Raw genomic sequence first — 12,876 nt, forward strand, 5'->3', positions numbered from 1 at the left:
CATCAGGGCGCTTTTTTCTCGCCGCCCGGCTGTGGTGGGGGATAGTCATAATCAATACGCAACGCCGCCGCGTAAGGGCTATGCCACAGCTGCTGATAAAGCTGGTTTAACCGCTGCGCCATGTTCTCATTATTTAAAACCAGCTCCAGGTTGCGCGAGTTATCCAGATAGCCGCCGCGCCAGTTGCTGGTGCCGATCCAGGCAAGCCGATCGTCAAGGATCATTATTTTACTGTGGATCACCCGGGCATAAGGAATAAAGCCGCTGCTCGCAGGTGGAATGGTGACTACTTTAATCTCTACGTTGGGCACCAGCGCCAGGCTTTTCAGCCAGTCAATATCGGGGCGGTCGGTATTCCAGTCGGCAACCATCAGTTCAATATGCACGCCGCGTGCTGCCGCGCTGCGTAAAGCGTTATCGATAACCGGATAAAAAGGGCGGCTGTGCTGCGATCCATAAGAGAGCGGCGCATAGTCCATTACCTGAACGCGCACCGAGCGTGTTGCCGACGCCAGCAGCTGCGGTAACGCCGCCTGCGAATCAATGACCCCTGGCGGATTCCAGCTATGCGGGCTGGCGACCAGATAGTTGCCGCTACGCAGCTCCGTGCGCGTCTCCTGACTGGCAACAGGGGGCACTGGCTGATCGGCTGCCAGCAGTGCCTGGGCCTGCCAGTCCTGATTAAATATCGCGGCGATTTGCGCTACCACCGGCGCATCGCTGATGCGTAGGCCGGTCTCCTGAATATGCTCCAGCGCCCGCCAGTCGAAGTTCTGACTGCCGACAAACGCCTGACGATCGTCTATGACAAAATATTTGGCGTGAATAATGCCGCCGCTGAGTTTGCCAAACGGCATCAGACGTAGCTCAAGATTGGGAATGCTTTTCAGCTGTTCCAGCGTCTCCGGTGTGCTGTTACGCAAGCCTTTCTCTTCCATAAGAAAGCGGATTTTTACGCCACGCTCGCCTGCGGCGCGCAGCGTGTGTAGCACTTCATCCAGCTTTGAGCCGGGCTGGTTGGCAACGTAAAACTGGGCGATATCGATCTGCCGTTGCGCACTCGCAAACATATCGCGCCAGACGTCGTCGCTGCGGCGCAGATCTCCCGCCTGTAATTGGGTCTCTACCGGTGCGGTGTAGACCAGCTCATAACCTTCGGTTTCAAAACGCGCGCTGGCGCCGGGACTTAATATCAACAGGCTACTGCTCCAGAGTAAAAATCGCAGGCGGCGACGCCACCTGCACGAGAAAATGTCAGGCATAACGCTGCGCTCCGTTTTCTGCCCAGTTATCGGCAGCGTCGGGCAGCGGCAGTGCCGATCCGGCAGCGCGGATAAGCAGCACTTTTAACAGTTCGCCAATGCGATCCATACGGCTTTGCAGATAATTATTGCCTACCAGCGCAATCAGCGCGATGGCGATGCCCAGGCCGGTGGCGTACAGCGCAGTGCCCATTCCTGCCGATACCAGGCTCGGCTCAGAAACGCCGGAAGCGGAGAGCGCTTTAAAGGTATCGATAATTCCCATTACCGTTCCCAGCAGGCCAAGCAGCGGTGCGGCGGTAACGATGGTTTCCAGCAGCCACAGCCCACGGTTCAGCTGTGGCTTACTCAGCAGATATTGCGTTTCCACCATATCATTCAGCGACTGCGCGTTATGCTGATTTTTATGCAGCATAATTGGCTGAATCATTGAGAGCGGCAGGCTGTTGCGGCGCAGCAGTTCGGCGGGCAGGGCATTAATCTGCCGTACCTGCGGCGTCAGCGCCTGCTCCAGCTGCCGCGCCTGTCGCCATGTCCAGGCGAAGCTAATTGCCCGCTCAATAATGATCACCAGCGCGATAGCCAGTGCAAAGTACATGATATAAAAGATAATGTCGTGCAGTAAGGTCGCGTTCATTGTGTTGATTCCTGATTCATCAGAAAGTGGCTTCCAGCGAGACGCTGAAGGTGCGCTCCTCGCCAACGTTGTAATAAGGCGTGTTAGCATCCAGTCCGTTACGCGCGCTGGCGTTAAACACGGTGGTGCGTGCCGAGGTGAGGTACTCTTTGTCAAACAGGTTATCGACGCCGAAACGCAGCGTGGCGCTTTTCACAATCTTCTTATCGACCGGCAGATGAACGCCTGCTGCCAGATCAAATACCGTGCGGCCGCCTACTTTTTCATCATTGGTGAGATCGCCGTAAAACGCGCCGACATATTTAGCCGTTACGCCGCTATACCAGAGGCCATCATCGTAGCCCAGCGTCAGGTTAAGCAGGTTCTTCGGCACGTTAGGCAGCGTCTTGCCGGAGGTCGACAGGGTCACGCCCTCGGTAGTGAGATCCTCTTTTTGTTCTGAATCGGTAAAGGTATAAGAGGCGTAGTAGTTGAAGTTATGCGGCAGCTTTCCGCTCCACTCCAGCTCGATCCCCCGGTTCTCTACCTTGCCGACGTTCATCATTTCATAATCGCCGCTACTGTTGGTGGTGGAAACCTGACGATCGCTATAGCGCAGCCAGAACAGCGTGGCGCTCAACAGCATATCTTCCTGCTGGAAACGCCATCCCAGTTCATGGTTCCAGCTCAGCTCTGGTTTGGTGCTGATCGAGTCGCCGACGTTGTACAGCACATAATTAGGCGGCGTACGCATATTGCGTGACAGGCTGTAGAACAGCTGGTTCTCCGGGTTCAGGCGATAGCTGGCGCTGAAGTTGGGCAGAAATTTATGGTAGCTGGCGCGGCGATCTTCCGGGCTGTCATACAGGCTGCCATTATTCTCGCCGCGTCGCTCAACGTGCTGCCAGGCCAGGCCGCCTACCAGCGTCCAGTCGGGCGAAAGATACCAGCTATCCTGTACCCAGATCTTTTGCGCTGGCGTGACGGTGTACTGATCGCGGCCCTGTACTGTCTTGCCATTAGCATCGGTTACCTGATTTGAGCCGCCTGGCTCGCCCCACAGATCCGCCGGGTTGCCGTCTGAGTTGATGCTGATAAACGGCTGGGTCTGGTGCTGGCGCGCACGCTCGTACCAGTAGCCCAGGTCGAGGCTGTGCTGTTCGTTAATGTCCCACTTGAGTTTAGTGGTAATGCCGGGGCGCCAGGTCTGTGTCCAGGAAGGGCGATAGTAAGTATTGCTGCTGAGATTGCTTAAATCATACTGTCCGGCCTGGTCCGAGGTGGGAGAGAGCGTCGACGCGTTCTGGCCGCTGAAGCTGCCGCCGTTACCCCAGTAATAATAGGGTTGAATAGTCCAGCTCAGATTATCGCGTAGCTGGAGTTTCTGGCTAAAGCTGACGGTCAGGTTTTCAAACGGGTTACGGTTCAGCTTGTAATAGCGGCTTATCTGACCGCGGCTGTTGTATTGCGGCGAGGAGGGAAAATCGCCGGAGCTGCGCCCCTCGCTTTCAAATTGCGCCTTGCTGATGGAGTTATAGTTGCTGTTTTCCTGACGGTTATATTTCACAATCAGATTGCTGGTGTTGCCGTTTTCCGCCTCAAACAGCGAGTTCATCTCAAACTTATCAGAGTAGAGACGACCTTCGCCGCGCCATTTTTTCGCTTCGGTATGGGAGTAAGAGAGCCAGTTGCTAAAGCCGCTATATTCACCGGTCTCCAGGCGGGCAAAGGTTTTACTGAGATTATTGCTGCCGAGCGTCTGTTTCACGAAGCCGCCGAACTCTTTCGCCGGACGACGGGTTACCAGTCCGATATTGCCGCCGCTGGAGCCGATATGCGGGCCGTCCGCTTCAGACGCGCCCTGCGTGACAAAGATCTCCTGCAGGTTTTCCGCATCGCCCAACAGGCTAGGGTAGACCGCATAGTTGCCGGAATCGTTAATGGGAACGCCGTCCATCGACAGGCCAATCTGATCGGAGTTCATCCCGCGCATAGTGTAGTCAACGCCGCTCAGGCCGCTGGCATCGGTACTGTTAACGTTCAGCCCTGGCGTATATTTCAGCTTATCGATGGCATTGGCGGCGGAAGGCATTTTATCCATCGCCTCTTTTGTCACGGTGGAACGCGCTTTAGGCGTCTCCTCCTGAACCATCATGCCGCCGCCGAGAGAAACGCCCTGCACATCAATGGTGCCGACATCGCTATTCTCTTCCGCCTGCGTCAGGCCGGGCAACAGCGCAGCCATAATCGCAAGAGATATCCCAGAACGTTTAAATGCTGTCATTTTCTTTTCCTGTCGTACGATGAGAGGTTCCGGCATCAGGGGGCCCGGTAGTTGAAAGTGGCGGTAAAACGTTTACGGCTTTGTCCGGCAAAAGCGCCTTCAGGGAAAGGCTTAAGCTGGCTGATACTTTGCAGGCTGCTGCTGGCGGCGCGGTTAAGTAGCATGCTGCGCGTTTTGCTGGCGATGCCGGAAGCGATCACGCGACCGCTGCGATCCACCTCCAGCCAGACTTCGACGCTGCCTTCCGGACGTTCAAGCGAAGCCTGACGTCCGGTGGGATAACGCTTACGCTGTTCCAGATCGCGGCGCAGCGCCTGTAAATAGCCACTCTCCAGCGCGCCCGCACTGGCGGCGTTGCTACTGGCTGCAGGGGCACGCGGCGCGGCGGCAGATGGCGCCTGGCTTGAGGCGACCGGTTTTGTTGCCGGTACTGGCTGTGAACGGAGTGGCGCTTTCGGACGGGGCTTCGGCTGCACAACCGCTTTGGGTTTTGGCTTAGACTGCGGCGGCGCAACCGGCGGTGCTGGCTGCGTTTCAGCAACCGGCTGGGGTTCGGGATCCGGCTCCGGTTGTGGCGGCGGCGCAGGCGTGGGTTGCGGCACAGGATCAGGCTGCGGCATGGGATCCGGTTCCGGCTCGGCAGGCGTCACCGGCGCAGGCGGCTCTGCCAGTATCAGTTCCATCGTGGATTCATCATAACGAGGCTGTACTTTCAGCGTGACCTGCTGGTTAATCCACAGCATCCATCCTGCTGCTGCAAGGGCAGGGAACCAGCTCAGCAAATGGCGGGAGCGATAGAGCGCGTACATATCACAGTTTCCGTGTGGCGATAGAAACGGAGGTAAAACCGCCCTGGCGCAGGTTATCCATCACTGCGACCAGCCGTTCTACGGCGACGCCCTTATCGCTGTTGAGGATAATGGTCAGCGGTTCGCTCTGCTGCTGCTGTTTCAGCTTATCTACCAGATCCTGCAGGGCGATCGGTTGCCCATCCAGCTGCAAACGATCGTTATCACCCAGCGTCACGATCGCTTTTTTCTGCGGCTTCAGCTGTTGCGCGCTTGCCGCACCGGGCAACTGGGTTTTCAGCCCCTGGGCCGGTATCACATTCAGGCTAATCAGCACAAAGAACACCAGCAGAAACATCATCACGTCGATCATCGGGATCAGTTCAATATGCGCTTTATTTTTCCTGGCTTCGTTCCAGCTTCGCATGGTGCCTCCTGAGTGAAAGAGCAGCCACTATAGGGAAGCTTTGTTTATTTTTTGTTACGTTTGAAAGACAAAATTTTCACAATATCCCCAAAGAACAGGCATACAGAATGGGTGAACAATAACCCTGGCTTAAGCATGCCGAGAAAGGGGCAAATCAAGACCGGCGATGGCTCTTTATATTTCGCTGCCCTGATGTTGCCGCCAGCGGTTATTTATTCTTCTACTGTAACGCTTTTGTTGTGATCTTTATCACGTAAACAGGCGATCCCAGCAATGCGGGTCTAGACTTATCTTTACCTTTCTCTCTTCTGCTGGAGCAAACCCCTTTAATTTCAAGCATCAACGCCTGAACAAAACATTACAAAATCAATAACAGGGAGCACTATGACTGACTATTCATCTCAGCCGTCATCCGTAGAGGTGACGGAAACCAAAGACACTATCAGGCAACGCATTTTTCTCGTGGTGCTGGTCGCGACAATGGGGGCGCTCGCCTTCGGTTACGATACCGGGATTATTTCCGGTTCCTTACCTTTTATGTCCGCTGCGCCATCGCAGGGTGGGCTGGGACTGAACTCTTTTACCGAGGGGCTGGTAGCGTCGTCGCTGATTTTTGGCGCGGCGCTGGGATCGTTCCTTAGCGGCTTTATGTCGGACCGCTTTGGTCGTCGCATGACGCTGCGCAGCCTGGCGCTGTTGTTTATCGCCGGGGCGCTGGGCACCGCCGTTGCGCCGTCGGTGCCGGTTATGGTGGCGATGCGCTTTGTACTGGGGATTGCTGTCGGCGGCGGCTCGGCCACCGTACCGGTGTTTATTGCCGAGATCGCCGGGCCTAAACGCCGCGCGCCGCTGGTGAGCCGCAACGAATTGATGATCGTCAGCGGTCAGCTGCTGGCCTATGTCGTGAGCACCATCATGAGCTATACATTGCACGATCCGTATATCTGGCGCTATATGCTGGCGCTGGCGATGGTGCCGGGCATTTTGCTGTTTATCGGCACCTTCTTTGTGCCCGCCTCACCGCACTGGCTGGTAGCGGAAGGCCGTTTCACCGAAGCGCTGAAAGTGCTTAAGAAGCTCAGGGAGACGCCGCGCGAGATTCGCAAAGAGATGGCGGAGATGCGTAAGCAGGAGAAGCTGGCGCGTAAAGGACCCTCGGTAAAAGAGCTGCTCAGAGAGCGCTGGGTGATCCGCCTGCTGCTGACCGGCTGCGGTCTGGGCTTTGTGGCGCAGTTTACCGGCGTAAACGCCTTTATGTATTACACGCCGATTATCCTGAAGACCACTGGCATGGGCACCAACGCTTCCATCGCCGCCACCATCGGTAATGGTGTTGTATCGGTACTGGCGACGCTGGTGGGCATCTGGGCGGTGAGCCGCTTCAGCCGTCGCCACATGCTGATGACCGGCCTGACCATCGTGATCCTGACACAGGTGGCGCTGGGCCTGACGCTGACTTTGCTGCCGCAGAATCTGATGCAAAGTTATCTGGCGCTGGGGTGCATTCTGGTGTTCCTGTTTTTTATGCAGATGTGCATTTCGCCGGTTTACTGGCTGCTGATGTCGGAGCTGTTCCCGATGAAGATTCGCGGCGCGCTGGCCGGTACCGCCGTCTCGTTTCAGTGGATCTGTAATGCCACCGTGGCGTTTGCTTTCCCGTTGCTGCTGAACCTGATCGGCAATCAGACCTTCTTCCTGTTTGTGCTGCTGAATATCGGTTCCTTTATTTTCGTTTACTTCCTGCTGCCGGAGACGCGCGGCAAGAGTCTGGAGGAGATCGAGAATATGATGCGTAGCAAATACGGTGAAGTTTAAAAAACATGGACGGGTTATGATCGGCTCTCTTTTCGGGCTGACCGGCTCGTCCGGATTTACTTTTCCTGAATGCAAGAGGTTTAAATGTCAGGTTTATTTTCACCGTTTTCTTTGAAAGACGTGACGCTGCGTAACCGCATTGCGGTACCGCCCATGTGTCAGTACACCGCCACCGACGGCCTGAGCAATGACTGGCACCGCGTGCACTACAGCGGACTGGCGCGCGGCGGCGCGGGTCTGGTGATCGTTGAGGCAACGGCGGTAGCGCCGGAAGGCCGTATCACCCCCGGCTGTCTGGGTATCTGGAACGACGAGCAGGCGGAGAAACTGGCGCAGATCGCCCGTGATATTAAAGCGGCAGGTGCCGTACCGGGCATTCAGATCGCACACGCCGGACGTAAAGCAAGCGCCAACCGTCCTTGGGAAGGCGATGACCATATCGCCGCCGATGACGGACGCGGCTGGGAAACCATCGCGCCTTCCGCCGTTGCCTTTGGCGCTAACCTGCCGCAGGTACCGAAAGCGATGACGCTGGACGATATTGCCCGCGTACGTGAAGATTTCGCCACTGCCGCCCGTCGCGCTCGCGATGCTGGCTTTGAATGGCTGGAGCTGCACTTTGCGCACGGTTATCTGGCGCAGAGCTTCTTTTCAGTACAGGCTAACCAGCGTCAGGATCAGTATGGCGGCGACCTTGCAGGCCGCAGCCGCTTTATGCTGGAAACCCTGGAAGCAGTGCGTCACGTGTGGCCGGAGAACCTGCCGCTGACCGCGCGTTTCGGCGTGATTGAGTATGACGGTCGCGATGAAGAGACGTTAGCGGAGTCGATCGAGGTAACGCGTCAGATGCGTGCCAACGGTCTGGATCTGCTGAGCGTCAGCATCGGCTTCTCTACGCCGGATGGCAATATCCCGTGGGGCCCGGCTTTCCTGGCACCGATCGCTGAACGCGTACGTCGCGAAGCGCAGATCCCGGTCGCTTCCGCCTGGGGCATTGATGCACCGGCGATTGCCAACCGTACCGTTGAAGAGCAGCAGCTGGATCTGGTTATGGTGGGCCGCGCTCATCTGGCAGATCCGCACTGGCCTTATAAGGCAGCGCTGGCGCTGAAGCAGGATAAAGCGGCCTGGGTGCTGCCTGCGCCATACGCTCACTGGCTGGAACGTTATCGCACCAGCGAGTAACGCAAATCACTCACTTCCGGCCTCGCCGGAGGTGAGTTTCCCTCCCGCTAACTGCGCTCGATCTTTTTTGCGGCCTCATCCAGCACATCAATAATGGCATACAGCGACTGCTGTGAAATATTCTCCTCGGACAGACGCGTGTTTAATGCGGTGCGCATATTATGAATGGCACGCTGTACTTCCGGCAGGCTGCGGTTATTGGCCAGCACCGCCAGCGACTGCATGCGGTCAATCACGCTCTCCAGCTGAGCCTGCTGCTGCTCCAGAAAATCTTTGCCTTCAGCAGTAATCCAGTGGTTCTTCTTGTTGTTATCTTCCATCTTCGCGGTAACGTAGCCCATCTCTTCCAGCAGCGTCAGATTGGGATAAATCAGGCTGGGACTGGGCGCATACTCGCCGCGTGACAGCTCTTCTATCGCCTTAATAATCTCATAGCCGTGCGCCGGCCGCGTCTCCAGAATACGCAGAATAAGCAGGCGCACTTCCGTTGCGTCCAGTAGCCGCTCTTTACGTTTTTTATGGGCAAAAAAAGCAGAACCGCTTTTATCTTTCATCAGTTTTTTCCTTTAACCTGGGGTTAAACATATAACGATCCCGGCCTTCCCCGCCGGGAAAAGATCACTTCTGATGCCAGTAAGCCACGCCGCGCAGATAGTTTTCATTTATCTGACGCTCCCCGATCAGGTCATCAAGCAGCGCTTTTACCCGGGCGCCTTCGCCGGTGAGCCAGAGAAAATATCCCTGCTGCGGGATCGTCAGCTGCCGTAGCGCATACCGTGCGGCATCAACATCGCCTGCGGGCAGAAAGTGACAGGTCACGCCCGCCAGCGAGGGCAGGTAAGCTCTGCTCTGCGTTTCATCCGCCATAATCATGACGTGGATCTCCGCATCTGGCTGTGCTGCCTGAATCTCCGTCAGGCGTCGATTTAACGCGGGCAGGCTGGATTCATCACACAGATAGAGCTGAAACACATAGTCCAGCGGCATACAGAAAGAACCACGCGGGCCGCCAATCACCAGCGGATCGCCGGGCTGCGCTTTTTCCGCCCAGCCGCTGGCGAGACCGCCAGGATGGATAAAGAAATCGATGGTCAGCGTATTGGCTGCTGCATCCCAGGTCAGCGGCGTATAGTCGCGCGACTGCGGACGTTTGCCTTCCGGCCATACCACGCCCTGATCGCTGATTTCCGGCAGCAGCAGCTCGCCGTTTTCTGCATCAGGGAAAAAGAGTTTGATGTGATCATCGAAGCTGTGGGAATTAAAGCCCTGCAGGTCGTCGCCGGTGAAGCAAATACGGTAGAAACTGCCAATCTGTGTTTTGTGCAGTACACGCAGCTGCCGCAGTTTTAGCTCATTTTTTCTGCGTGTGGGAAGGGGCCATTCCTGGGTAAAGATCTCTGCGCTCATCGCGGTCGCCTTATAGTGAAGTAAGAGCAGAAACATATCTAAGATATATCTTTATCACAAGCGCCTTTTGTGCGCCTTTTGGTAAAGATTGACTATTTTTTTGCCTGATTGTTAACCGAAACGGGTAATTTTTACTACGCTTTTGCAGTACTGCGTTACGGCTGTAAATGTTTTGCTGCCGTTTTTTCTTGTTACTTCAGGAGCCTGCCAATGAACCCCTATGCGACCAGACGTCACTCTGCGTTTGCAGTGGCGCTGTATGAATTTCTTAATCCTGTTCCGCTGGGCTTTTTCGCCGCCGCCTGGATTTTTGACATTATCTATTTCAATAGTTACAACCCAATGTGGACCAAAAGCGCCAGCTGGCTAATTGTGTTTGGGCTGATTATCGCCATTATTCCCCGGCTGATTAATCTGGTGCAGGTATGGGTAGGCGCTTCATGGCCGCAAACCTCGCCGGTAAAAATTCATTTTTGGGCCAATCTTCTGGCGATCGTGCTGGCGATTTTTAATGCCTTTGTTCACAGCCGCGATGCTTACGCCGTGGTGCCGGCAGGCGTGATCCTCTCTACGCTGGTGGTGGCGCTGCTCTGCCTCGCCAATATCCAACTGGCCCTGCGCCTGCGTAGTGCAGAAGGAGCGACCCGATGAAAAAATTACTCTTGCTCGCCGTCTCTTCCGCGCTGCTGTTAAGCGGCTGTGATGAACAGGCTACCATCGATCCCAGCCAGCAAATGGGTCCCGATCCGGTATTGCCGAAGGCGCAGGATTTTCTGATACCGCCAATGCAGGTGCCAAAAGGGGTTGCCTGGAAGCAGGGCGAAGCGCCTGAGGTCGCCAGCGGTCTGCAAATTACCAAAGTGGCGGATGGTCTGATGCACCCACGCCAGGTTTACGTACTGCCTAATAATGATGTGCTGGTGGTTGAAGCCAACAGTCCCGGCTCGAAGCCAGTAAGTATGCCGAAACAGCTGGTAATGGGAGTGGTGCAGCAATCGTCCGGAAAAGGCGGGAAGGGCGGCAACCGCATCACGCTGCTGCGCAATTCCAGCGGCGACGGCGTGACCTGGGAAAAACATGTTTTTCTTGAGGGGCTGCATTCGCCGTTTGGCGTACAGCTGGTGGGCGATACGCTCTATGTGGCTAATGCCGACAATATTATGCGCTATCGCTATGAAGAGGGTGCGACACGCATTACCGATCCCGGCACCGAGGTGACCGATCTGCCTGGTGGGCCGCTTAATCATCACTGGACCAAGTCGCTGTTAGCCAGTCCGGATGGCAGCAAGCTGTATGTGGGCGTCGGCTCCAACAGTAATGTTGGCGAGAATGGGATCGGCGCAGAGTATCGTCGGGCGGCGGTGCTGGAAGTGGATACCGCTACCGGCGGCAGCCGTATCTATGCCAGCGGCCTGCGTAACCCCACCGGGCTACAGTGGGAACCACAAACCGGCAAACTGTGGGCGATCGTTAACGAGCGTGACGAGATCGGTGCCGATCTGGTGCCTGACTATCTGACTTCAGTACAGGAAGGCGGCTTTTATGGCTGGCCTTACAGCTATTTTGGTCAGCATATCGATCACCGCATTATGCCGCAGCGCCCCGATCTGGTGAAAAAAGCGATTAAGCCGGACTATGCCTTAAGCTCGCACGTGGCGCCGCTGGGTCTGATGTTTTATACCGGCACTACTCTGCCGGAAAAATATCATGGCGGCGCCTTTATCAGCGAGCACGGCAGCTGGGATCGGACACCGCTGAACGGCTATCGCGTATCGTTTGTCGCTTTCCAGAATGGCCGTCCGGTTGGCAAGCCGGAGCCGGTGGTCACCGGTTTTCTGACGGACGATCATAAGGAAGTACGCGGCCTGCCGGTGGGCCTGGCAATGGATAAGCAGGGCGGCGTGCTGATTGCGGATGATGCCGGGAATACTGTCTGGCGGGTTAGCGCGGCACGGTAATGAGCGGTTCCCGGAGCGCCGCTGGCACTCCGGGAAAAGATTAATCCGCGAGGAAAGGATAATCGGTGTAGCCGCGCTCGTATGGCGGCTCCATCCGATAGAGGTTGTCACTATCCAGCGCGTTTAACGGTGCCTGATGCGCAAAGCGCGCCACCAAATCCGGATTCGCGATAAACAGTTTGCCAAAGCTCACGGCATCAGCGCCCCCTTCAGCAATCAGCTTTTCCGCCTCTTCACGCGTAATTCCCTCGTTCGCAATAAATGCGCCGCTAAACTTCTCGCGCACCAGCGGTCCAATAGGCTCCGCCTGCGTTAACGCTTCACGGGCAAAAATAAAGGCCAGCTTGCGGGCATCAAGCTGTTCTGCGACATAGCTAAACAGCGCGCGCGGACTGGAATCTGACATGGAATAGGCATTAGACATCAGGTTTAAATGCACGCCAACGCGATCGGCGGGCCAGACCTGCAGAACCGCATCGACCACTTCCAGCAGGAAACGGGTGCGGTTTTCAATCGGGCCGCCATACTGGTCAGTACGCTGGTTGGAGCCATCATGCAGGAACTGATCGATCAGGTAGCCGTTGGCAGCGTGAATATCGATACCGTCAAAGCCCGCCCGTTTGGCGTTTTCTGCAGCCCGGCGAAAATCTTCCACAATACCGGCGATCTCACTGGTTTCCAGCGCGCGCGGCGTAACGTAAGGACGCTGCGGACGAACCAGCGTAACGTGGCCCTCAGGTGCAATGGCCGAAGGCGCTACCGGCAATTCGCCGTTAAGGTGAATCGGATCGGAAACCCGGCCTACATGCCATAGCTGGATGATAATCTTGCCGCCAGCCTGATGCACCGCATCGGTGATTTGACGCCAGCCAGCAACCTGCTCCTCGCTCCAGATGCCCGGCGTATGAGGGTAGCCCACGCCCTGCGGTGAAATTGACGTGGCTTCAGTCACGATTAGTCCTGCGCTGGCGCGCTGCACGTAGTGTTTTAGCATGATTTCATTCGGCGTACGTGCTTCAACCGCACGCATCCGCGTCAACGGTGCCATCACGATACGATTTTTTAATTCCAGCGCGCCGATTTTTACCGGCTGGTACAAGCTTGCCATAGTTACCTCATCCATTCAGTGAGCGT

12 protein-coding genes are annotated in these 12,876 nt (G+C 56.2%); 4 read left to right on the top strand and 8 right to left on the bottom strand.

What is annotated here, in order from left to right:
• Window positions 1-2 precede the first annotated feature (2 nt).
• Genes B1H58_RS10690 through B1H58_RS10710 form a run of 5 tightly spaced genes read right to left on the bottom strand, consistent with a single transcriptional unit; the run spans window position 3 to window position 5,377 of the window.
• Window positions 3-1,262: a phospholipase D-like domain-containing protein gene (locus B1H58_RS10690; RefSeq protein ID WP_085070134.1), complete on the bottom strand. Its 1,260-nt coding sequence runs from the start codon at window positions 1,260-1,262 to the stop codon at window positions 3-5.
• Window positions 1,255-1,899, bottom strand: coding sequence for a MotA/TolQ/ExbB proton channel family protein (locus tag B1H58_RS10695; RefSeq protein WP_085070136.1), 645 nt, complete (start codon window positions 1,897-1,899; stop codon window positions 1,255-1,257). Before B1H58_RS10695 ends, B1H58_RS10690 begins: the two co-directional genes overlap by 8 nt.
• A gap of 19 nt (window positions 1,900-1,918) precedes the next feature.
• Window positions 1,919-4,162: a TonB-dependent receptor family protein gene (locus B1H58_RS10700; RefSeq protein ID WP_085070138.1), complete on the bottom strand. Its 2,244-nt coding sequence runs from the start codon at window positions 4,160-4,162 to the stop codon at window positions 1,919-1,921.
• Between the two features lie 35 nt (window positions 4,163-4,197).
• Window positions 4,198-4,971, bottom strand: a complete 774-nt coding sequence (locus tag B1H58_RS10705; RefSeq protein ID WP_085070139.1) for an energy transducer TonB — start codon at window positions 4,969-4,971, stop codon at window positions 4,198-4,200.
• A gap of 1 nt (window position 4,972) precedes the next feature.
• Window positions 4,973-5,377 carry an ExbD/TolR family protein gene (locus B1H58_RS10710; RefSeq protein WP_085070141.1) on the bottom strand — a complete coding sequence of 135 codons (405 nt, stop codon included), beginning with the start codon at window positions 5,375-5,377 and terminating at the stop codon, window positions 4,973-4,975.
• A gap of 369 nt (window positions 5,378-5,746) precedes the next feature.
• Between B1H58_RS10710 and B1H58_RS10715 the strand changes: the two genes are divergently transcribed.
• Both B1H58_RS10715 and B1H58_RS10720 read left to right on the top strand, forming a co-directional pair.
• Window positions 5,747-7,192, top strand: a complete 1,446-nt coding sequence (locus B1H58_RS10715) for a sugar porter family MFS transporter (RefSeq protein ID WP_257788827.1) — start codon at window positions 5,747-5,749, stop codon at window positions 7,190-7,192.
• 84 nt (window positions 7,193-7,276) lie between these two features.
• Window positions 7,277-8,377: an NADH:flavin oxidoreductase/NADH oxidase gene (locus B1H58_RS10720; RefSeq protein WP_085070146.1), complete on the top strand. Its 1,101-nt coding sequence runs from the start codon at window positions 7,277-7,279 to the stop codon at window positions 8,375-8,377.
• Window positions 8,378-8,424: 47 nt separating this feature from the next.
• On the opposite strand, the gene B1H58_RS10725 is transcribed toward B1H58_RS10720, so the two are convergent.
• Both B1H58_RS10725 and B1H58_RS10730 read right to left on the bottom strand, forming a co-directional pair.
• Window positions 8,425-8,931 carry a PadR family transcriptional regulator gene (locus B1H58_RS10725; RefSeq protein ID WP_085070148.1) on the bottom strand — a complete coding sequence of 169 codons (507 nt, stop codon included), beginning with the start codon at window positions 8,929-8,931 and terminating at the stop codon, window positions 8,425-8,427.
• 64 nt (window positions 8,932-8,995) lie between these two features.
• Complete coding sequence (locus B1H58_RS10730; protein WP_085070150.1) at window positions 8,996-9,784, bottom strand: siderophore-interacting protein; 789 nt, start codon at window positions 9,782-9,784, stop codon at window positions 8,996-8,998.
• A gap of 210 nt (window positions 9,785-9,994) precedes the next feature.
• On the opposite strand from B1H58_RS10730, the gene B1H58_RS10735 reads away from it, so the two are divergent.
• A complete protein-coding gene (locus tag B1H58_RS10735; RefSeq protein WP_085070152.1) occupies window positions 9,995-10,435 on the top strand; it encodes a DUF2231 domain-containing protein in 441 nt (146 codons plus the stop codon).
• Window positions 10,432-11,742 carry a PQQ-dependent sugar dehydrogenase gene (locus B1H58_RS10740; RefSeq protein WP_085070154.1) on the top strand — a complete coding sequence of 437 codons (1,311 nt, stop codon included), beginning with the start codon at window positions 10,432-10,434 and terminating at the stop codon, window positions 11,740-11,742. The genes B1H58_RS10735 and B1H58_RS10740 overlap by 4 nt, the downstream gene beginning before the upstream one ends.
• A gap of 40 nt (window positions 11,743-11,782) precedes the next feature.
• Here B1H58_RS10740 and B1H58_RS10745 read toward each other — a convergent pair whose 3' ends face one another.
• Window positions 11,783-12,850: an alkene reductase gene (locus B1H58_RS10745; RefSeq protein WP_085070157.1), complete on the bottom strand. Its 1,068-nt coding sequence runs from the start codon at window positions 12,848-12,850 to the stop codon at window positions 11,783-11,785.
• Between the last annotated feature and the right edge of the window lie 26 nt (window positions 12,851-12,876).

This window comes from Pantoea alhagi (assembly GCF_002101395.1).
Lineage (GTDB): Bacteria > Pseudomonadota > Gammaproteobacteria > Enterobacterales > Enterobacteriaceae > Mixta > Mixta alhagi.

Coding starts and splice junctions, on each gene's coding strand:
- B1H58_RS10700 (WP_085070138.1), bottom strand. CDS start 4,162: ATGACAGCATTTAAACGTTCTGGGATATCTCTTGCGATTATGGCTGCG.
- B1H58_RS10695 (WP_085070136.1), bottom strand. CDS start 1,899: ATGAACGCGACCTTACTGCACGACATTATCTTTTATATCATGTACTTT.
- B1H58_RS10690 (WP_085070134.1), bottom strand. CDS start 1,262: ATGCCTGACATTTTCTCGTGCAGGTGGCGTCGCCGCCTGCGATTTTTA.
- B1H58_RS10725 (WP_085070148.1), bottom strand. CDS start 8,931: ATGAAAGATAAAAGCGGTTCTGCTTTTTTTGCCCATAAAAAACGTAAA.
- B1H58_RS10740 (WP_085070154.1), top strand. CDS start 10,432: ATGAAAAAATTACTCTTGCTCGCCGTCTCTTCCGCGCTGCTGTTAAGC.
- B1H58_RS10705 (WP_085070139.1), bottom strand. CDS start 4,971: ATGTACGCGCTCTATCGCTCCCGCCATTTGCTGAGCTGGTTCCCTGCC.
- B1H58_RS10745 (WP_085070157.1), bottom strand. CDS start 12,850: ATGGCAAGCTTGTACCAGCCGGTAAAAATCGGCGCGCTGGAATTAAAA.
- B1H58_RS10720 (WP_085070146.1), top strand. CDS start 7,277: ATGTCAGGTTTATTTTCACCGTTTTCTTTGAAAGACGTGACGCTGCGT.
- B1H58_RS10735 (WP_085070152.1), top strand. CDS start 9,995: ATGAACCCCTATGCGACCAGACGTCACTCTGCGTTTGCAGTGGCGCTG.
- B1H58_RS10730 (WP_085070150.1), bottom strand. CDS start 9,784: ATGAGCGCAGAGATCTTTACCCAGGAATGGCCCCTTCCCACACGCAGA.
- B1H58_RS10710 (WP_085070141.1), bottom strand. CDS start 5,377: ATGCGAAGCTGGAACGAAGCCAGGAAAAATAAAGCGCATATTGAACTG.